Annotated in this window: 21 protein-coding genes; 1 reads left to right on the top strand and 20 read right to left on the bottom strand. The window is 33.3% G+C overall.

Annotated features, from left to right (window positions below; all coding sequences use genetic code 11):
* Nucleotides 1-86: 86 nt before the first annotated feature.
* Complete coding sequence (locus T335_RS0105495) at nucleotides 87-710, bottom strand: hypothetical protein (RefSeq protein ID WP_026476645.1); 624 nt, start codon at nucleotides 708-710, stop codon at nucleotides 87-89.
* 254 nt (nucleotides 711-964) lie between these two features.
* Here T335_RS0105495 and T335_RS0105490 point away from each other — a divergent pair, with 254 nt between their 5' ends.
* On the top strand, nucleotides 965-1,909 hold the full coding sequence (locus tag T335_RS0105490) for a hypothetical protein (protein WP_026476644.1): 945 nt from the start codon (nucleotides 965-967) through the stop codon (nucleotides 1,907-1,909).
* 120 nt (nucleotides 1,910-2,029) lie between these two features.
* Here T335_RS0105490 and T335_RS0105485 read toward each other — a convergent pair whose 3' ends face one another.
* The 19 genes from T335_RS0105485 to T335_RS0105400 form a co-directional block, all read right to left on the bottom strand.
* Nucleotides 2,030-2,500: a hypothetical protein gene (locus T335_RS0105485; RefSeq protein ID WP_026476643.1), complete on the bottom strand. Its 471-nt coding sequence runs from the start codon at nucleotides 2,498-2,500 to the stop codon at nucleotides 2,030-2,032.
* Between the two features lie 155 nt (nucleotides 2,501-2,655).
* Complete coding sequence (locus T335_RS0105480; RefSeq protein ID WP_026476642.1) at nucleotides 2,656-3,531, bottom strand: deoxyribonuclease IV; 876 nt, start codon at nucleotides 3,529-3,531, stop codon at nucleotides 2,656-2,658.
* Nucleotides 3,532-3,639: 108 nt separating this feature from the next.
* Complete coding sequence (locus T335_RS0105475; protein ID WP_026476641.1) at nucleotides 3,640-5,496, bottom strand: complex I subunit 5 family protein; 1,857 nt, start codon at nucleotides 5,494-5,496, stop codon at nucleotides 3,640-3,642.
* Nucleotides 5,497-5,780: 284 nt separating this feature from the next.
* A complete protein-coding gene (locus tag T335_RS0105470; RefSeq protein ID WP_026476640.1) occupies nucleotides 5,781-7,964 on the bottom strand; it encodes a complex I subunit 5 family protein in 2,184 nt (727 codons plus the stop codon).
* Between the two features lie 430 nt (nucleotides 7,965-8,394).
* Nucleotides 8,395-9,891: a complex I subunit 5 family protein gene (locus tag T335_RS0105465; RefSeq protein WP_034327800.1), complete on the bottom strand. Its 1,497-nt coding sequence runs from the start codon at nucleotides 9,889-9,891 to the stop codon at nucleotides 8,395-8,397.
* On the bottom strand, nucleotides 9,884-10,264 hold the full coding sequence (locus tag T335_RS0105460; protein WP_026476638.1) for a cation:proton antiporter subunit C: 381 nt from the start codon (nucleotides 10,262-10,264) through the stop codon (nucleotides 9,884-9,886). Before T335_RS0105460 ends, T335_RS0105465 begins: the two co-directional genes overlap by 8 nt.
* Before the next feature lie 2 nt (nucleotides 10,265-10,266).
* Complete coding sequence (locus T335_RS19970) at nucleotides 10,267-10,689, bottom strand: MnhB domain-containing protein (protein ID WP_034327798.1); 423 nt, start codon at nucleotides 10,687-10,689, stop codon at nucleotides 10,267-10,269.
* The gene (gene mbhE, locus T335_RS19965; RefSeq protein ID WP_034327796.1) at nucleotides 10,682-10,993 is read right to left on the bottom strand and encodes a hydrogen gas-evolving membrane-bound hydrogenase subunit E; all 312 of its coding nucleotides are present in this window, start codon (nucleotides 10,991-10,993) and stop codon (nucleotides 10,682-10,684) included. Before mbhE ends, T335_RS19970 begins: the two co-directional genes overlap by 8 nt.
* The gene (locus T335_RS0105450) at nucleotides 10,990-11,229 is read right to left on the bottom strand and encodes a hydrogenase subunit MbhD domain-containing protein (RefSeq protein WP_026476637.1); all 240 of its coding nucleotides are present in this window, start codon (nucleotides 11,227-11,229) and stop codon (nucleotides 10,990-10,992) included. The genes mbhE and T335_RS0105450 overlap by 4 nt, the downstream gene beginning before the upstream one ends.
* 32 nt (nucleotides 11,230-11,261) lie before the next feature.
* A complete protein-coding gene (mnhG, locus tag T335_RS0105445) occupies nucleotides 11,262-11,561 on the bottom strand; it encodes a monovalent cation/H(+) antiporter subunit G (RefSeq protein ID WP_051569169.1) in 300 nt (99 codons plus the stop codon).
* Nucleotides 11,562-11,582: 21 nt separating this feature from the next.
* On the bottom strand, nucleotides 11,583-11,858 hold the full coding sequence (locus T335_RS0105440) for a monovalent cation/H+ antiporter complex subunit F (RefSeq protein WP_026476635.1): 276 nt from the start codon (nucleotides 11,856-11,858) through the stop codon (nucleotides 11,583-11,585).
* Nucleotide 11,859: 1 nt separating this feature from the next.
* Complete coding sequence (locus T335_RS21535; RefSeq protein ID WP_051569154.1) at nucleotides 11,860-12,363, bottom strand: Na+/H+ antiporter subunit E; 504 nt, start codon at nucleotides 12,361-12,363, stop codon at nucleotides 11,860-11,862.
* Nucleotides 12,364-12,564: 201 nt separating this feature from the next.
* Nucleotides 12,565-12,990: a hypothetical protein gene (locus T335_RS0105430; protein WP_026476634.1), complete on the bottom strand. Its 426-nt coding sequence runs from the start codon at nucleotides 12,988-12,990 to the stop codon at nucleotides 12,565-12,567.
* Nucleotides 12,991-13,004: 14 nt separating this feature from the next.
* Nucleotides 13,005-13,364: a hypothetical protein gene (locus tag T335_RS0105425; RefSeq protein ID WP_026476633.1), complete on the bottom strand. Its 360-nt coding sequence runs from the start codon at nucleotides 13,362-13,364 to the stop codon at nucleotides 13,005-13,007.
* Nucleotides 13,365-13,394: 30 nt separating this feature from the next.
* Entirely contained in the window at nucleotides 13,395-13,562 is a 168-nt protein-coding gene (locus T335_RS22200; RefSeq protein ID WP_156943631.1) for a hypothetical protein, read from the bottom strand.
* Nucleotides 13,563-14,261: 699 nt separating this feature from the next.
* Nucleotides 14,262-15,041, bottom strand: coding sequence for an ABC transporter permease (locus T335_RS0105415; protein WP_026476632.1), 780 nt, complete (start codon nucleotides 15,039-15,041; stop codon nucleotides 14,262-14,264).
* Nucleotides 15,022-15,993 carry an ABC transporter ATP-binding protein gene (locus T335_RS0105410; RefSeq protein WP_026476631.1) on the bottom strand — a complete coding sequence of 324 codons (972 nt, stop codon included), beginning with the start codon at nucleotides 15,991-15,993 and terminating at the stop codon, nucleotides 15,022-15,024. Before T335_RS0105410 ends, T335_RS0105415 begins: the two co-directional genes overlap by 20 nt.
* A 159-nt stretch (nucleotides 15,994-16,152) precedes the next feature.
* Nucleotides 16,153-16,599 carry a CBS domain-containing protein gene (locus T335_RS0105405; RefSeq protein WP_026476630.1) on the bottom strand — a complete coding sequence of 149 codons (447 nt, stop codon included), beginning with the start codon at nucleotides 16,597-16,599 and terminating at the stop codon, nucleotides 16,153-16,155.
* Nucleotides 16,600-16,811: 212 nt separating this feature from the next.
* The gene (locus T335_RS0105400) at nucleotides 16,812-18,545 is read right to left on the bottom strand and encodes a methyl-accepting chemotaxis protein (protein ID WP_026476629.1); all 1,734 of its coding nucleotides are present in this window, start codon (nucleotides 18,543-18,545) and stop codon (nucleotides 16,812-16,814) included.
* Nucleotides 18,546-18,664 lie beyond the last annotated feature (119 nt).

Here is an 18,664-nt window from a genome sequence, read left to right as displayed (position 1 = left end):
CCTTCCCTAGATTTAAGGGATGACTTCGTAAAAAAAACCAGCAGTGCTTAAGTAACCAGTACATATACTTAAGTCTGCTAGTCTATCTATTCCTCATTCTTTTTGAAATAATGAATGTCTAATTTTTCAATTTCTTCATGTCCAATCATCGTATGTAAAAAGGAATATAAATAACTCAGCTTTGTGTCTAGCTCTTCTTTATCTTCCCTTAAAATCGCCAGTCGGTCTCTAAGTTTGGCGATTTCTTCGTGTATCCCATCTAGGTTTTTTTGCCCGTCAACCAAATCTTGATAAGCTATTTGTACAGTTTCTTCTAGCAATGCAAGATTTACTTCTTCAATTTTCCCTGGAAACTCTTCTAATACTTTATAAATCTCATCGATTTCTTCAACAACTACAGTAAATTCTTCCTTTGATTTTTCTAAAGTCTCAATGGATTCTTCTAAGCCCTTAGAATTTATTTCATCCGATAGCTCTAATATTTTTTCCATTAATAATTTTTTTTGCTTTTTCTTTTCAGCAAGATTTTTTTTATAGGTGGCTTCCTGAGCTACTAAATCAGTCAACTCCCCACTTAGATTTTCGATGATCCGGTTTGATTTCTTTGTAAAAACTTCTCGCCATTCTTTATCTTTAATCAAAATAGGTACATTACTTTTCTTTATGATCTTTTTATCCAATAGCTTTTTTCTTTTTCTACTAAAGAACATGATTTCACTCTTTTCTTAATTTCCTTATTTTATCCCATCATTTGATTAACTCTTATATTATACTAGCATCTGTATTAACCCTTATTTAAGGGAACCCTTGTAATATATCTCTTACTTTTCATATTTCTATATTTGAAGTTATTTTTCCTGCCAGTACTTTTGACTTATTTTTTATAAATTAAATGGCAGATTATTTAAATAAATTCATGTAATTATTTTTAAGTTATTGGAAAAAATATTTTCGAGGTGATAGGATGCTAAAGCGATATAAATTAATTGTTCCCTTAATAGTATTAGCTTTAATCATTTTTTCTTTTGCTGGCTGTGGCGCTAACCCTGAGAAACCAGAACCAAAAGAAAACAGCAATACCCCTCCAGAAGTACCGGAAATATTGACTGAAATGGAGGATACAATCTTAGAGACAATGTATGCCATCGATAGCGTTATGGGTTTAGAGGTAACATTACAGGAGATTGAAAAGCTTAAAGCTGAAATTACACAGGAAAGTGAAGTTGATCAAGAAAAGCAAGAAAAAGAAGACTCTGCAATGGATATGATTGACGTAAATCGAGTTATTATGGAGAATGCAATCATCATTCCTATTTTAGAGGAAGAAGAAGTCGAGGGTGATGAAATGATTGATCCCCATAAACCTCCCCAGGAAGTAGATGATTTATGGTTTAAAATCCAACAGAATATTTATACGATTCATCGACAATGGAATGTGTTAGAAAGGCATTTAAAGGATGCTGATGTACCTAATGAGCAACTACAAGAACTAGAGGAATTGCTAGAGGAACTTACGAAGAATCTTGATGCCAAAGAAGTAGAAGCTAGCCTTTTTACTTCTAATGAAATCCTTGGAAAATTAGCTGATTATCGTAACCACTTTAAGAGTAAAGTTCCCTTTGAAATGTATATGCTTCGTTACCAGTCTCGCAAAAGTGTTTTATTGTCCAATGAAGAAGAATATGAAGCAGCCTTAGAAGAAGCTGAAAAGATGAAGGAATTAATTAATGGTTTAAGACAGAGAGTAATCGAAAAAGATGGTGAGGAAGAATTAGATAAGTTAGTCCTTTCATTAGAAGATCTTCAACACGAGATTTCTACAGAAAATTTCCACCTAGTTCAAATAAAAGCTGCCATCTTTATGAAAAATATAGAATTGGTTCAAACACCCTTTGAAGCAGGAAACTAGACGGATATAAAGCATGTATTCTAAACTTAGGTAAGTATAATAAAGAAAGTTAGAAGTAACATAGATAAGACCAGCCAAAATAACATATGACTTTATATGCTAAGGGCTGGTCTTATTATGCTAAATTTTATAATCCACCACATATAAGCAGTTATTTTGGGGTTGATAAATTAAATATAAACCTTTAGTTACAATATCAATACCCCCTTCAGGAATATAAGTAATTCGTTTCCATTTATAGGGTTGATTAAAGTCTACTGACTCTTCTGGATCTATTTCTAAATGGCTTAAGATATTATTTACTTCTTCTTCCATAGCCTTATCTTTTTTATCTGAAAAATCATTCAAAAATGAAGTATTTATGCCATTTTTATAGTAAAATACATGCAAACGAAATCCATCATTAAAAGGACCTGACCCTGAATCTGCACTATATGTTATTTCATAGTTTTTTGGTAACTTCACCCCCCAATTAATTGCTATATTACTACGATAATCTAGACTACGAATTAAGACTATCAATATAAAAATCAATGTAAAAATAGCAATTAACCCTTTACTAAGCTTTGTGACTAATCTCTTATTAGCCATATCAACACCTTCTTCTTTGTTTAATCCTTATCATTTATTTAAACTTCCCATCACTGTGTTTAGTGGGTAATCTATTTGTATCATTGTACTTTCTCTATGAATTATATCATAAAATTTACCATATTTATGTATTTAATCATAAAAAAAACCAGCCGCTACCATGAGCACGTGCTGGTTTTTCCTCTTAATAAAGCTATTTCTTCCCGATAAAGATTAGTCTTCTTATCCAACCAAGGAGTTTCTAAAATACAGGGCTTTCCTTGAGCTACTTCATGATGCACAATGTATCTTATGGCTTCAAGCCCTATGTGGTCTTTCCCTTTTGGGTTATCTTCGGTTGCTCCTATATTTGCATGACGGTCTTTTTTAGAACCCCTCGGATTTAAGGACCCATTAATATGGAAAATCTTTAATTTGTCTAAACCAACGATCTTATCAAAGGACTCCATTACCCCATCAAAATCATTGACGATGTCATAACCTGCGTCATGGGCATGACAGGTATCAAAGCAAACGACCAACTTATCAGAATGGGTTACTTGTTCTAACAAACTTGCAGTATGTTCAAATTTGTAGTTTAGTTCTGAACCCTTTCCTGCCATAATCTCTAGGGCAATTAGAACGTCTTGATCTTTTGAGATTACTTCATTTAAACCATAGCTAATTCGCTTTAAACCTTCACCTTCTCCTGAACCTACGTGGGCTCCTGGATGAATGACAATATACTTAGACCCTATAGCTTCAGTTCTAGCAACTTCTTGTTTTAAAAAATCTACCGACATATTAAAGGTGTCTTCCTTTGGGGAGGCTAAATTGATAATATAAGGAGCATGGACTATAAAATCCGCTAGTCCATGCTCCCCCATTAACTTTAGTCCCTCTTCAATATGCATATCCTCAATCTTTTTCCTTTTGGTATTTTGGGGAGCTCCTGTATAGATCATAAAGGTATCTGAATCATACTTAATGGCTTCCTTTACAGCTGATAGCAACCCCTTACCCGATACGGATACATGGGAACCAAGCTTCATTGTTATTTCCTCTTTTCTTTATATACGATTTTAGTATTATACGATTTTAATATTATACAATTTTAATATTATACAATTTTAGTATTATATGATTTAGTATTATTGAATTTAGAATCCTGAATTAACTAATAAACCTAAGACTACCGTTAATAAGGTTACGTAAATAACAACATCCCCTAAGATCATTGGTTTTTCATATTTTTGAACACACATATTTGGGAACTCTTCACAAAATTGTGTTACAGGACGATAAATAAATCTTTCAGCATTTAACCAGTTAGGTAAATGTTTATGGAATAGATGGAATTTAACTCCTATTGTAAATATGATTGCCCCTAAACCATAGACATATACCATTCCCATAATGTCTTTTGAATTCCAGAAGTTTAACCCTACTAAGTGTTCACTTACAAAAGCGGGGTCATAGGTAAAAGACAGTACTGCTGGCACGATAAAAGTATTTAAAACAAAGTCTGGTCTAATTCCAATAAGCACAACAAAAGTTGCTAAAATCCCCATAGCTAATGCCATTCTAGGATATCTTGGTTTAAGCTTTTTATACTTCTCTGGACACTTACCTAAAAAGATAAATCCGAAGAATTTTAAGAAGGAACAGACTGTCCCTGCGCTTACTACTTTAAATATAATTTCTGCATACTCAAAGGATGGATGTCCATATTTATAGGCTTCAATAATTGCATGGTGTAGTATTGACTTACTGGCAAAACCATTAAACCCAGGCATTCCTGTTATTCCTAGTGCCGCAATTAAGGCCACAACGGCAGCAAAAGGCATTACCTTCCATAATCCACCTAGTTTATACATATCCATTTCTTTTGTATTTAAATATACTACTCCAGCCACCATAAATAGAAGAGCTTTAAAGAACCCATGGTTAATCATATGATAGATACTACCTGAGAAACCCGTTGCACCTTTGAACCCTAAATAGGCTGCAACGCCAATTCCCATTATAATATAACCCATTTGACTAACACTGTGATAGGCTAACATACGTTTCATATTTCCTTCTAATAGTGCTAAGAAAACCCCCACAACCATTGTAATAATTCCTAACCAAATTAGAACAAAACCAATATTCTGGGATGTTGCCCATAAAACAATTCCTGAAGTTGATGCTTCTGCTGTTCCTACAGAGAATATAATTGTAGCAACTCGTAAAATACCATAGGCTCCCACCTTTGTTAGTATTCCAGATGATATGGCATTTACTGAAATAGGAGATTCACGGTAGATTTTAGGCATCCAAAAATGGAAAGGCACCATACCTGCTTTTATACCAAACCCTGTTATAAATAAGGCCCCTATAATATATTTAATTGGTCCCATTGTGCTAAACTTAACAGCTAAGTTAGTCCATTCATAACTTTGGGTATAGGCCGAAAGTAGAACAATACCACTTAGGATACAAAGACCACCTATAATCCCCATATAAATATAGACATTACCTGCTTCTAATACGCTGTCTCCCCTATAGTGAACCATTAGGGCATAGGATGAGAAGGTCATTACCTCAAAGAACAAGAAGAAACTTAATAGATCTCCTGCCATTAAAGTACCAATTGTGGCTACATATGATATGATAAAAAAGAAATAGAAGGTTCGTTCTCTATCTTTTTGTTTAATATCTTCAAGACTATAAATACTTGCCACCATAAAAATAATTCCTGCAAATACCATTAGGATAAAATTCAATAGGTCAATTTTAAAGAAAATTCCCATTCCAAATACATTTCCAAACTCATAAACGATCGGTGCTTCTTTTACTTGATTAAAGGTCATCATAATCAGTATTGTAGTAAATAAAATGAATCCATTAACCGATAACCTTCTAGCAAATCTGTGATTATCTCCTAACAAAGGAATAATCAATGCTTCCAGTAACCCAAAGAAGATCACCAAAGCTGGTAACCACAATAGGATTACAATCTCCAGAAAATCCATTTATCGTAACCTCCTGTCAATTTTTGGACAAAGTCTTCCTTAAAGAATTTTTAATGGAGGACTTTGTTAAAGAAACAAAGCAACTAACAAAATTTAATCAAATTAAACTAGTCATCTGCTTAATTACTTTGACAAAAATTCTATTATCATTTCAATATTACATGACTTTAACCCCTATTGTCAAGGCATGGCTCCCCTTAAGAATCTTGAAAAATAGAGATAAAAAAAGCCCAAAGGTAGCATTTTAAAGGCCTGCCTTTGGGCTTCATAATTTAAATTTATTCTTAGTTAAAAATTACTAGTAGAGCTAAGATACTTGTAATAATAACTGAATAGATTATTGTATCATTTTTAATCATACTTGTTTCATAGCGATTAGTAAATAATCCAACTGTATTGACAAACCGATTTACAACCCCTTCACTTTCAGTATTTCCCTCTGGCTGGTGGGGCTCAATTGCATACATTCCATCCCTTAATCTAGCATTATTGCTAGCCTTAGTTCCTTCTCCCACTGATAATTCTTTACCAATAATTTGTAAGAACTTATTAAGGGGATAAAACACAATATATTCTGTCTTAAGCCATTTTGGAAAGTGTAGGTGGAACAAATGAAACTTGATTCCTAAAATAAATATAATGGCACCTAACAGATACACCCAGATCATTCCTGTCATATCCGTTGCATTAAAGAAATTCATATCCACCAAATATTTATCAATAAAGTAAGGGTCATAAGTGATACTTCTAGCTGCGGGAATAATAAACTGATTCATCAAATATTCTGGTCTTAAGCCTATACCAATAATTAAAAGGGATAGACCTCCCATTGCCATATCCATCATCTTATATCCACCTTTTATATCCTTGTATTTCTCTGGACAGCGTCCTAAGAATACAAATCCAAAAAGTTTGATAAAGGAACAAACTGTACCTGCACTAATAATCGTAAACATAATTTCAGCATATCTAAAGGCTGGATGCCCATATTCATAGGCTTCGATGATTGCATGGTGAAGTATAGACTTACTTGCAAAACCATTAAAACCTGGCATTCCTGTTATTCCTAGGGCCGCCACTAAACAGGCCACAGCAGTAAAGGGTAGCTTTCTCCATAGTCCACCTAGCTTATACATGTCGGTTTCATGGGTTTTAAGATAGACAACTCCTGCCACCATAAACAATACCGACTTGAATAGGGCGTGGTTAATGATGTGGTATAGACTACCTGCAAATCCCATTGCACCTTTATGGCCAAGGTAGATGGCTACCCCAATTCCCATTACGATATATCCCATCTGGCTGACACTATGATAAGCCAACATTCTCTTAATATTTCCTTGTTGCAGGGCTAAGAATACACCTAAAGCCATTGTTCCTATTCCAAGCCATATAATTCCTGCTCCGAAATTCTTTGAAGCTGTCCATAATATATCTTTATATCCTTCAATTTCACTTGGTAGTGGAAATAAGTAGGTTGTGGTTACCCTCAAGATTCCATAGGCTCCTATTTTAATCATGATCCCTGATAAAAGGGCACTTGCTGGGGTTGGAGCCACTGGATGGGCTTTTGGCAACCAAACATGGACTGGTGCCATCCCTGCCTTAATCCCAAATCCAAATACAAATAAACCGATAATCCAATATCTTATACTTCCTAACTCTTGAAAAACTGATGCTAAGGGGACAAACTCTAAGGTATTGGTATTAATGTATAGTAGGATCATTCCTAATAAAATACTTAATCCGCCAAGAATACCGATATAAATATAGTTATAACCCGCTTGAATACATTCTTCATGTTGACTGTGGGTAACTAACATGTAAGAACTAAAGGTCATAATTTCAAAGAATAAGAACATAGTGAAGATATCTCCCGCCATTACACATCCTAAAATAGCTCCGAAGGTAATGGACATAAAGAAATAGAAACGACTTCTATGGTTCTCCACCATCATGTAGTCATGGGAATAAATCATTACCATTAACCACAATATTGAAGTAGTTGCCGCCATTGCAAGACTTAGCATGTCTACTTTAAAATATAAACCAAAGCCTAAGATATTTGCTATTTTATAGTTTAATGTGCCTGCTGCCACCTGTGGATACATTGCTAATACTAGTAACAATGTAATGAATGTTGTATTTACCACAGCAACGTCCCGCAAATTATCTGATTTGGTTCCGAAATAGGTTTCAATGATTCCTCCTAAAAACGGTGTTAGAATCGCCAATAATGGAAGAGCCCTGAAAGCATATAGGAAGTCTGCAAATGATGCGACTGTTTCAGAGTTTGAAATTAAGCGGCTTCCTAAGTTTGTTGCCGTTAAGGCGATAAATCCAATAATAATAAACATCAATGTTGTAAAAACCACAATGCAGTCAACATCATAAATCTTATTCTTAATATAATTGCTGTAGCTTACTTCCCTCAGACGCACATCTTCGGTACTATGGGAACTTTTCATTTTTAATCTCCTCCAAAATATTTTAACTTTACTAAATAACCCTAAACAAACCTCCCATTGGGTCCTTTATTATTGTAAAAATCTACACCTTTCATAATATAAGCTACCTATTTCTACAATAATAAATTGGTTTGTTATTCAATTAACAGATACTTCCTTCAGTTTCATTTTACTCCTATTGTCTAAAGAAATCAACAGGGTAATTCTCTGGTTAATTCTTTGAAATTTGTTCATTTTTAAACAAAGTTACTGTTTTTCTTATTATTACTTAGTTTTTTATTTTATTTAATAATTTTTTTTACTAACTTTTTTACTAACTTTTTTTACTAACTTTTTTTACTAACTTTTTTTACTAACTTAGCACCCAAAAATAAGCACCTATAAACTCTAATGAGTTTAGGGTGCTTATTAATTTTATTAACTTGTGCTACTAGTTACCCATTAGAAAAAATGTTGGAACAGCTTTTTCTATCACATCCATTACAATTTGTGGGTAGAAGCCCATTATGATACTGGCTAATGCGAAACATACCATAGGTATAAGCATTCCTCTAGGAATTTTCTCTAATGCCATGATACTTTTTCTTTCTTTATTTTCCCTTAAGAAAGCAGAAATAACAATTGGTAAATAGTAGAATGCATTTAAGAAACTACTGATTAGGATAATAACCAAAAAGACTGGTTTGTCTGCATCTAAAACTGCAAAACTCAGATATATTTTACTCATAAATCCATTAATACCAGGAATTCCGATCATTCCAAAGGCTGCCACTGTAAATACCGTCATCGTAATTGGCATTTCATAGCCAATTCCATTTAATTCTCTTATATCTCTTTTTCCTGTTTTATAAATAATTGCTCCGACACTTAAGAACAAAGCTGACTTCATTAATGCATGGGCAATCACATGGAACAATGCTGCTGATAGACCTTGTTCTGATGCCAACCCTAGCCCTAAGAATATATAACCTATTTGGGCTACACTGGAATAGGCCAACATTCGTTTAATATCTTTTTGTCCGATAGCGAATACTGATCCCATGATCATTCCTACTGCTGCAAAATAAGTGATATATTGAGGTACTCCCAATGAATTTACGATATCTATTCCTAATAATTTAAATAGAATTTTGATAATAGTAAAGATATAAACCTTAACTACAATACCTGATAATAAAGCACTGGAAGGTGTTGGTGCTGATGAATGGGCATCTGGTAACCAAATGTGTAGCGGAAAGACTGCTGCTTTAATTCCCATTCCTGTAACCATAAACCCAACTGCCAATAATAGGTTAGTTGGATACAATTGATAAATCTCTGCTATATTTCTAGCTGCTTCGGTTACATTTAAGTGTCCTGTTACCATATATAATAAGGCCATGCCCAGAAGTACAGAAAGGGAACCAATTGTATTTAATACAAGATACCTTAGGGCAGCCATATAATTATCTTTCTTTCGCTTGATGGAAATAATACTACATGAGGTTAAAGATAAAATCTCCATAAATACATACATGTTGAATAGGTCATTACTAAAGGTAATTCCCACCATAGAGAATAGCAGAATAAATATTAAAGTATAATAACCAGAAAATTGATCTGGATCAATTTCATGCTCAATATCCTTTAGGGAATAAAGAATCACGAAAAAAGATACCGTCAATATAAATAAGCTCATTAGTGCAGAAAATTCATCTATTATAAATTGAATCCCTATTTTTTCACTCCAGTTACCGAAATTATATACAAATCCACCTTCTTGATTTACCTTAAGAAAAGTCATCACCGATAATAACCATGAGGCTGGTAGAGTTACCATCATTAAGGTCTTTAATCTTGAAAAACTCTCCTTACCAATAATTGGAATCACTACGGCGGTGGCTAATAACAGGAGCAGTGTATATACTGGAAAATGTATATTATTCATTTGTTGCCTCACTCCTTATTTCCATAATTTCGTCAAGATCCATCGTTCCGTAAACTTCATAAAGCTTCATAATTAAGCTTAAGGAATAAGCAGTTATACTAACGGCAACTACGATTCCTGTTAGAATTAAAGCTGATGGTAATGGATTAACATAAATAACACGCCCACCACCAAGATTAATAATCGGAGAGCTTCCATCATGGACATAGCCAATTGAAACAAAGAATAAGAAGATCGATGTCTCCATAATATTAATCCCAATTACTTTTTTTAATAAATTAGAATGGGTTAAAACGGTATATAACCCGATTACAAACAGTGCCATTGCACCTATATAGTTAATGTGTTCTATTATTGAATTTAATAACTCCACTTTTAGTCCTCCTCAATAATAGTGTGAAATAAAGTAACCATTGTACTAGCAACTTTAATTCCGATTGCAACAGTTAATAATGGAATCATACCTGCACTTAAGATTCGTCCTGCTTCTCCCATAAAGAAGCCTGAGTCTTGATTAGCTAAGAAGGTTCCACCTAAAGCGATCCCTATTAAACCAATAAAAATATACCAAAGGATTCCTGCTGATTCAAGTATTGCTGATATTTTATGGGGAACTTTCTTAGACGCTCTTTCTAGTCCATAGGACAGGGTAAATAGAATAATACTTGAGCCTAATATTGCACCACCTGAGAATCCTCCACCAGGGGATATATGTCCATGAAGTATAATAAATATTCCATATAATTGTATAAAGGGTACGATTAAACGGGTTATGGTTTTAACGATCAAATCATCCATGCTGTTTTTCCCCCTTGTTTTTTTCTTTTTTATGATGACTTATTTGCAAGACAGAAATTACCGCAGCAATAGAAGTAAATAATACTGTCGTTTCTCCGAGGGTATCAAAAGCTCTATAATCAGTAATCACAGCTGCAATAACGTTGACAGCCTTTGTATCATCTAAGGTGTTTTCCAAGTAATAATGAGTAACTTCGTTATAGGAAGGATTATCAATACTACCAAGAGCAGGCATTTTTAATATACTGGAGACTAAAACAACGAAAAGCCCCGCAAGCACAACCATTAACATAAGCTTCTTCACTTTTCCATCCTCCTTGTCCGACTAATTACCGCTATAAATAAAATCGAGGTTACTCCCGCCCCAATAGCTGCCTCTGTTAAAGCAATATCTGGAGCCTTCATTAGTAACCATAATACCGCCATTACTAAACTATAGGCAGCAAAGATAATCACTGCCCCCAGCAAATCTTTAGTTCTTTCAACTGCAATAGCACAGACAATGAGAAATAATACTAAAACTACATTTAAATATACCATAGGGTCCACCTTCTTTCTTAAAAGGTTTATTATTAATTATTCTTTTTTTCTTCTAATTTTTGATTATTTAGCTCTGCCTTCGAAATAATATGGGCAGCAGTAGGGTTGGTAATCCAAATAAACACGATTACTAATAGAATTTTTAAACTTACAACATTCATCCCCCGTGATATGATTAGTGCTAACAGTATTAAACCAGCACCTAAGGTATCACATTTTGTTGTGGCATGCATTCTACTGAAAACATCGGGCATTCTGATTAATCCGGTTGTTCCTACTAAAAAAAAGAAGGCGCCCCCCACCACTAGTAAAAGTACTACGATATCGATCATTAGTTCCAATAGATTCACCCCTTAAAACAATTTTCCTTTTTCCATAAACTTAGATACACATACTGTTGTGATAAAACCCATCATTGAATAAATTAATGCTACATCAATAAAAGTATCTTGGTCAGTTAAGACTGCCAACACTGCAATTAGCACCGTTACCTTTGTTGAAATTACATTAATAGAGATTACTCGATCTGCTGATGTGGGTCCTACATAAGCTCGATAGAGGCAAACGATACTTAATATACTTAAAAAAATAGCAACTGAAATCAGTATATTTAAGGTGTTTAAGTTCATCTTATTCTTCCTCCAGCCTTGTTATATATTTTTCTAGAATATTCCCCTTCATTCCATCGGCATATTCTTGGGTCAATGCATGAACTAATATTTCATCTTCATTAATATCTACTGAAAGAGTCCCTGGTGTTAAAGTAATACTATTGGCATACAGCACTCGATTCATTTCCTTCTTTAATGTTAATGGAACTTTAACAAAGGTTGGTGATATTGGCATTTTAGGACTTAGCACTATTTTGGCAACTCCTATGTTTGCCTTTACGATTTCAATCAAAAGAATTCCTATAAATGAAATAAGTTTTATGATTCCTTTAATTGAATAAAAAGAAGTTTCATTTTCATCAAATGATAAGTCTAAATTAAAAATAACGACTCCTAACGATGCTATGAGACCTAAAACTACCGTTTCTAAACTAAGTGCTGGTGATAATATTAGCCAGAAGACGAATAGTAGAATAATTAGTAGAAGTGAACTTTTAGATAATATTCCTTTTGGCGATTTCATTCTAACCCCCCTATTTTAATGATTGTTAATAAATAATATTTTTTAATTTGTCCATATTTCATTGTACTTCAAAACGTTATTAAATTCAATGACTGGTTATAAATTTATCTAAATGTATCTTTAGTAGAATAGAAAAAAACCTATATTTATTATCAATATAGGTTTCAAATTATTTGTTAATTTCAATGGTTTAAGCTAGTTTTAATGTTGATCAATTAATTCCCTTTTATAAGCTTTTTCTTTTTTGTTAACTTTTAGTAGACTTAACATCTTTTTGCATCCAATCCAACTAAAGCAGGCTATAGCTGCAATTGTTCCTAATTTACCTCCCACCCCAACATAGGCAGAAGTTGTTGCAATATACAACCCCCCTGTTATAAATGATACAATGGCCATTTCCCATAGTTTAGGTACATTTTTCACTGCCACCATTCCTGCATAGGAAGCACATGTAGCAACAATGGCTAATTTAGCTCCGATTGATGGGAATATATTTGGGAAAAGCAGACCAGAAACCAAGGTCACAATTGCTGATCCGAAAACAGCCCCTTTGTTTAAATTAACACTTATATAGTAAGTAACAACCCCAGCTAAGGTTGATACAAATAAAATCAAAATATTTTCCATTAGTCTTTCCCCCTCTAACTAAAGATGTTCATAATGGCTTTCGTAATTAGTGTGGCTAAGGCAGCTGTTGTACCTCCCTTGCCCCCAATTCCCGCATATATTTCAGAAGTAAGCAACCAGATTCCACCGATAATTATGCCCCCGATTGCTGCAGCAGTGAGAGATGGCAATACAGTAATTGACGACATTCCAACAAAGGAGGATGCATAGGTAACTGCCGCCAAAGGTGGTGATAAAAAAAGAGCTGCCATCACACCAACTAGACCATTGGCAACTATTGGACCTAAACCAAGCTCATGGTTTAAGAACCACGTTACAATTACTGCTACGAATGAGCATATTATTGATTTTCCCTTAGAAAATTCTATTTTCATGGAACTCTCCCCCTCTAAATGGTTTATTTTTTATTTCGATAATTCTTTGTAATGACCAGCAATACCTATAATAAAAAGCCCTATAATTGCAAATACGCCTATTTTTGACAGGGGAGTTAATCCTTGTAGAATCGTTTCTCCAAGAAGTCCCGCCCCGGTAGCTATAAATGCTACTAGACCCAATGTTTTTCTTGACATATGATCCCCTCCTTTAATTGGAAATCTATTTAAATACCCGATACTAATTATTAATAATCCTTAATCTATAATCCATAATTTATAGCTTATAATCTATAATCCATAGTCCATAGCTATACTCTCTGTTATGATTATGATACGTTAATATTTGTTAAATATATATCAATGTGCGTAATTTCCAATCGTACTTGATAAACACTCTCATTGTATTTTTTTAAAAAAACATTGAGTTTCCAATGTTATCTTCATTTTATCATTTTTTTACTACAGTGTATATAGTATTTTCTTGTAAAGTTTAGTTATTTTTTTATCAAACTTTAGTCACTATCATCTTATAGCTCATTTTAAACTTTTTTGTTAAATTAATTGAATGTTCAAACATTTGCTACTGATGGTATCTGATATAATACATCTTATTCATAATCATTATTAATTGGAAGGGTAATTATTGTTAAATAATTAATTAACAAATTTTCTGAATATATTTACTATTCTTTATTTTTGGTTTTTATTTTTATTCTTTACTAACCTTTTAGATTTCGAGGTAGTCGCTTTGATATAAGAAACAACAAAGTTCTACTTCGATATTATGTAAACAAGAACTTTATGTAAATGATTCCATCATAAACAGATAACTAATTAATTGCATTAAACCATGTATTAAACTATGTAACGATAGAAGGCATTGGATAATCTCTTTTAATATTGCCCCAGCATACCCCTTCGCAACACTTCTTTTTCTGCCATCTTATATAGTAAAATACCAATAATTAAATATACTAACGAAGTTATAATAAGAAAACCCCAATCGATTAAAGTGAATTGAAGAATTGAATAACCCCTCATCATAATTGTCATGATCAGCTCTCTACTATAAACAAAGGGCAAAAACTTAATTAAAGGAAGATCGGTAGGAGAAAGAATCATCACGCCTACGATAATAAATTGTGTTACGCCTAATAGGTTTTGTATACGCTTAAAGAGTAGTCCTAACCCAGCCATAATTAAACCTACTCCATAGAGACTGAATAAGCCTATAAACAAAGTAATGAAAATACTTAAAACATCAACATTTACCTGTATACCTGTAATGTACATTTGAACTGTAGTAATTAAAAAAAATAAAATGCTAAAGATCACTGTTGATATTATGTTTTTACTTATTAGTAGCCATACAAAGGGAACTTCAGTCATATAAAGTTGTTCCAGGGTCCCTTTTCTTGCTTCATCTATAATAGAATGGGCTGTTTCTGAAAAAGCTCCCATCGCCATAAACCATAAAGCATAACCAATTAAAAATCCTTCAAGACTCTCATTAAGGGCATAATTATTCTGTCCTATATATTGGGCTCCTGTAAAAAGGGCTGCAAAAATACCTATATAAATAACCAAACCTATTAAGCTATTAAACCAATAACGTTTGAGTTCAATCCATTCTCTTTTTCCAATGGCAGTAAAACTATACAGATATTTCATCATCTTTTACCTCCTTAACAAGGTCAATAAAAATATCTTCTAATCGATTATTTATTCTATCAATAGAAACTAACTCTACATTGTTAGATTTCAAAATCTCCATTACATGATAAAGGTCGTTTGGATGAAAAAGACTTAACTCATAAATCCCCCGTCTATCGTTAGAACTCTTAATGTTTTTACTTTTAGCCTTTATCTGCTCATACAGATTTCTTTCAAGAGAATCTTTAAGTTTTAGTAAATAGTTTTCTTGGTTTGTTAGTTTAATTACATTTTCTACGGTATCATGGACGATCCGTTTTCCTTTGTTAATAATAATCAGTCGATTACAGGTTTCTTCAACTACCTTCATATCGTGGGTACTTAATAAAATTGTCTTACCTTCTTCTTTTGCAATCGTCTTTAATAAATATCTTAGTTCCTGACTCATTCCAACATCAAGACCTAAGGTAGGTTCATCTAATAATATAATATCTTTATCAGTTATTAAGGATATGGCAATAGCCACCTTTTGCTTCATTCCCCTTGATAAGTTATTTACCACAGTATCACGCTGTTCTACTAATTGAAATTGTTCTAATAATCCCTCTAATCGTCCTCTAGTTTTCGCAGGTGACAAACCATTTATACCCGTAAAAAATTCTAGGTTTTCCCTTACAGTCATCCGCCAATAGATATTACGGTTCCCTTCCAACACAGCACTTATATGTCTTAATCCTTTACTTCGCTCCTTCTTCATGGAGTGTCCCTTAACTAATATTTCCCCACCTTCATATTTTAACAATCCACAAATACACTTAATGGTACTGGTTTTTCCTGCTCCATTGGGACCTAATAAACCAAAAATTTCTCCACGATTAACAGAAAAGGATACATCGTCTACAGCGATAAATTCTTTCTTCCCCTTTAATGAATAGATTTTCTTTAATTGATCTACCTTTAAGATTGGCTCCATGGTCTAACCTCCATTAGTCAGAAATAAACCTCCATTACCTTATCAACAAGAAACCTTAGGATTCTATCAATGGAATTTGGAGGTTATAATTATTATTTTTTAATAGAGGAAATCCATTGATTACTAAGGTATTATGCTATTTCCTCATTAATTAGTGTTTTATAGTGAATAGGCCTTGATAATATCTCTTCTACTGATTATACCCACTAGCTTATTATCTTTTACAACGGGCAGTCGATTAACATTTTTATTGGTAATGATGGTAGCTACCTCTTCTATTGAATCATCTTCCTTTGCCACAATTACTTTTTCTGTCATAACATCCTTTACCTTATAACCTATCATTTTTTTAATCTGATCCTTTACAGTACTGGGATCTTCAAGGAAAATATAACTATCTAGGATAGTGAAATAACTAGGGATCTGTAGTTTTTTGCTTCTGTAAATCAAATCCCCTTCAGTTATAATTCCCACTACTTTATTTTCATCATCTACAACAGGTACTCCACTTATATTATGCTCTACTAATAGTTTTACCACATCCTCAATTGAATCTTCAGGCTGAACACTAAATACCTTTTTTGTCATAATATCCTTTACCATCATAACCATTTCCCCTCTCTATTTATAATGATCTAGTCTTAAGATACCCATTTTTTACAAGTTTAATAGCTCTTGTCTAATTTTTTCTTATTCCTTCTAGAAGAAGTTTTTCTTCGGAGATGATTTACTATTCGGTACAAAAAAACCTCCCACTAGTAGTAGCTATGTAAAGAATATCTTCTGTCTAGCTCTTTTCCAAGGGAGGTTGTAATTTATTATTCTAATTTTAATTTTTCTAGTCTATTGCTTAGTTCAAGAGCAACTGACTTTAAGTCTGTTACCATATGAAGCAACTCATTTACACTTTCCGATTCCTTCTCAATTTCTATTGATATACCATCGGTGGCAGCTGTATTTTCGGCAGAGATGGAAGTAAATGCATTCATTTCACTATTGATCATAGACGTACTTGCAGCCATTTCCTCTGTCGAAGCAGAAACTTCTTCCACCATATTTGAAACGTTTTTGATGGATTCTACTATATAAGTAAACCGTTCCATCACATTTGAAACATAATCATTACTGGACATTGATTGATGGGATACTTTTTCCATCGATTTTCCTACAGCTTCAATTACATGCTGTACTTCTTGAATCAATTTATAAATTTCTTCAGCAGATTTGGAGGATTCTTCTGCAAGCTTCCTAACCTCATCGGCTACAACAACAAAGCCCCTTCCTTGTTCTCCTGCCCTAGCAGCTTCAATAGAAGCATTTAAAGCCAATAAGTTAGTTTGTCCTGCTATGGCTGTAATCGTATCGACGATACTATTAATCTGATTTGATTTACCCCTAAGAAGCTTAACAGATTCAACCGATTCATCAACAGCATTAATAACTTCTGTGATATGTTTTTGCATTAATTGGATGCTACCATTCCCATCTACTGCATTGGTTTCTGTTTTGATGGCTTCTTCAGTTACCTGCTGTGAAAAAACTGCAACTTGATTTACCGATTCACTTACATCAACTATGTAGTTATTAATTTTACGGCTTCCCTCGTTTTGTGATTCTATTCTATGGGCTACATCTCTTGTAGTCATATTAATTTCATCAAAACTGGTGGCGGTTTGATTAAATGCTTCGGAAAAAATTTCACTGGTGCTTAATAGCTTCTTTGAAGTCTTTTCTACCCCTATAAACATTTCTTGAATGGTATCTAACATCTTGTTAGTGCATTCAGCAAGCTCTCCTATCTCGTTATTACTTTCAACTTCTATTCTTTGGGTTAGGTCACCATCTAAGTCAGCCATTTCCCTCATCTTTCTTACCAATAATTCTATCGATTTCGTTTGTCGCTTTGTCATCCGTTTAACAATCAACCAAACAATAAATAGGGTGATCCCCATTGTTACTAATAATACTAGTACTAATAACATATTTAACTTAATAACAATATCTGCCTTTAAATCAAAACCAAGAATAGCTGTAACACTTTCGCTATTGCCTATAGGAATATATGCAGTAACGATGGCTTCTTGGGTAATATAGTCTCGATGAATTTTAGAAAGCATTACTTTTCCATTATAGAAAGCCTCTTCCATCTCTTCTTCAGCGATAAAACCTTGTCCGATACTTACGGCTGGCTTCTCTTCAGAAGTAGCTTCTGCTATATAGACCCATTCTCCTACTTGATTTTTAGTTACCATATAAACACTAGGTATAAGCCCCCTAGAATTATTTTGAAGAAACTCTAAAGATTGTTTAACCACTTGAAAGTTCTCATTTTGTTGATTATTATTAAGTAATTCTTCAACATTTTGATGCACGAGTTCTTTCGTAGCAACATTACCAAGAACATCAAGGGCTAAATTTAAAACCCTCGTTGTTGTGCTATTAATTAGTGCAAAAATAGATATGGAAAAAACAATGAAGATCCCTGTAATAAGGATCATGATATTACGGGTCCACTGCTTTCTCATGGTGGTTTTTTTATCTCTCTTTGGCATAATCTCACCCTCTTTTATTCTTTTTTCATTATTTAGCTTAGTTTTCATTATTTTAGCTTATTTTTCATGAATTGTCATAATTATGGTTTAAATTTTATTGTTTTTTAATAAATATTTAA

Origin of the sequence: Alkaliphilus transvaalensis ATCC 700919 (assembly GCF_000621485.1) — a bacterium.
In the GTDB taxonomy this organism is placed as follows: Bacteria; Bacillota; Clostridia; order Peptostreptococcales; family Natronincolaceae; genus Alkaliphilus; species Alkaliphilus transvaalensis.
This window is presented reverse-complemented; position numbering and strand designations above follow the sequence as displayed.

Bases quoted from the DNA above. Each gene is read 5' to 3' on its own strand.
- T335_RS0105495 (WP_026476645.1), bottom strand. From the start codon at position 710: ATGTTCTTTAGTAGAAAAAGAAAAAAGCTATTGGATAAAAAGATCATA.
- T335_RS0105490 (WP_026476644.1), top strand. From the start codon at position 965: ATGCTAAAGCGATATAAATTAATTGTTCCCTTAATAGTATTAGCTTTA.
- T335_RS0105485 (WP_026476643.1), bottom strand. From the start codon at position 2,500: ATGGCTAATAAGAGATTAGTCACAAAGCTTAGTAAAGGGTTAATTGCT.
- T335_RS0105480 (WP_026476642.1), bottom strand. From the start codon at position 3,531: ATGAAGCTTGGTTCCCATGTATCCGTATCGGGTAAGGGGTTGCTATCA.
- T335_RS0105475 (WP_026476641.1), bottom strand. From the start codon at position 5,496: ATGGATTTTCTGGAGATTGTAATCCTATTGTGGTTACCAGCTTTGGTG.
- T335_RS0105470 (WP_026476640.1), bottom strand. From the start codon at position 7,964: ATGAAAAGTTCCCATAGTACCGAAGATGTGCGTCTGAGGGAAGTAAGC.
- T335_RS0105465 (WP_034327800.1), bottom strand. From the start codon at position 9,891: ATGAATAATATACATTTTCCAGTATATACACTGCTCCTGTTATTAGCC.
- T335_RS19970 (WP_034327798.1), bottom strand. From the start codon at position 10,689: ATGGATGATTTGATCGTTAAAACCATAACCCGTTTAATCGTACCCTTT.
- T335_RS0105450 (WP_026476637.1), bottom strand. From the start codon at position 11,229: ATGGTATATTTAAATGTAGTTTTAGTATTATTTCTCATTGTCTGTGCT.
- mnhG (WP_051569169.1), bottom strand. From the start codon at position 11,561: ATGATCGATATCGTAGTACTTTTACTAGTGGTGGGGGGCGCCTTCTTT.
- T335_RS0105440 (WP_026476635.1), bottom strand. From the start codon at position 11,858: ATGAACTTAAACACCTTAAATATACTGATTTCAGTTGCTATTTTTTTA.
- T335_RS21535 (WP_051569154.1), bottom strand. From the start codon at position 12,363: ATGAAATCGCCAAAAGGAATATTATCTAAAAGTTCACTTCTACTAATT.
- T335_RS0105430 (WP_026476634.1), bottom strand. From the start codon at position 12,990: ATGGAAAATATTTTGATTTTATTTGTATCAACCTTAGCTGGGGTTGTT.
- T335_RS0105425 (WP_026476633.1), bottom strand. From the start codon at position 13,364: ATGAAAATAGAATTTTCTAAGGGAAAATCAATAATATGCTCATTCGTA.
- T335_RS22200 (WP_156943631.1), bottom strand. From the start codon at position 13,562: ATGTCAAGAAAAACATTGGGTCTAGTAGCATTTATAGCTACCGGGGCG.
- T335_RS0105415 (WP_026476632.1), bottom strand. From the start codon at position 15,041: ATGATGAAATATCTGTATAGTTTTACTGCCATTGGAAAAAGAGAATGG.
- T335_RS0105410 (WP_026476631.1), bottom strand. From the start codon at position 15,993: ATGGAGCCAATCTTAAAGGTAGATCAATTAAAGAAAATCTATTCATTA.
- T335_RS0105405 (WP_026476630.1), bottom strand. From the start codon at position 16,599: ATGATGGTAAAGGATATTATGACAAAAAAGGTATTTAGTGTTCAGCCT.
- T335_RS0105400 (WP_026476629.1), bottom strand. From the start codon at position 18,545: ATGCCAAAGAGAGATAAAAAAACCACCATGAGAAAGCAGTGGACCCGT.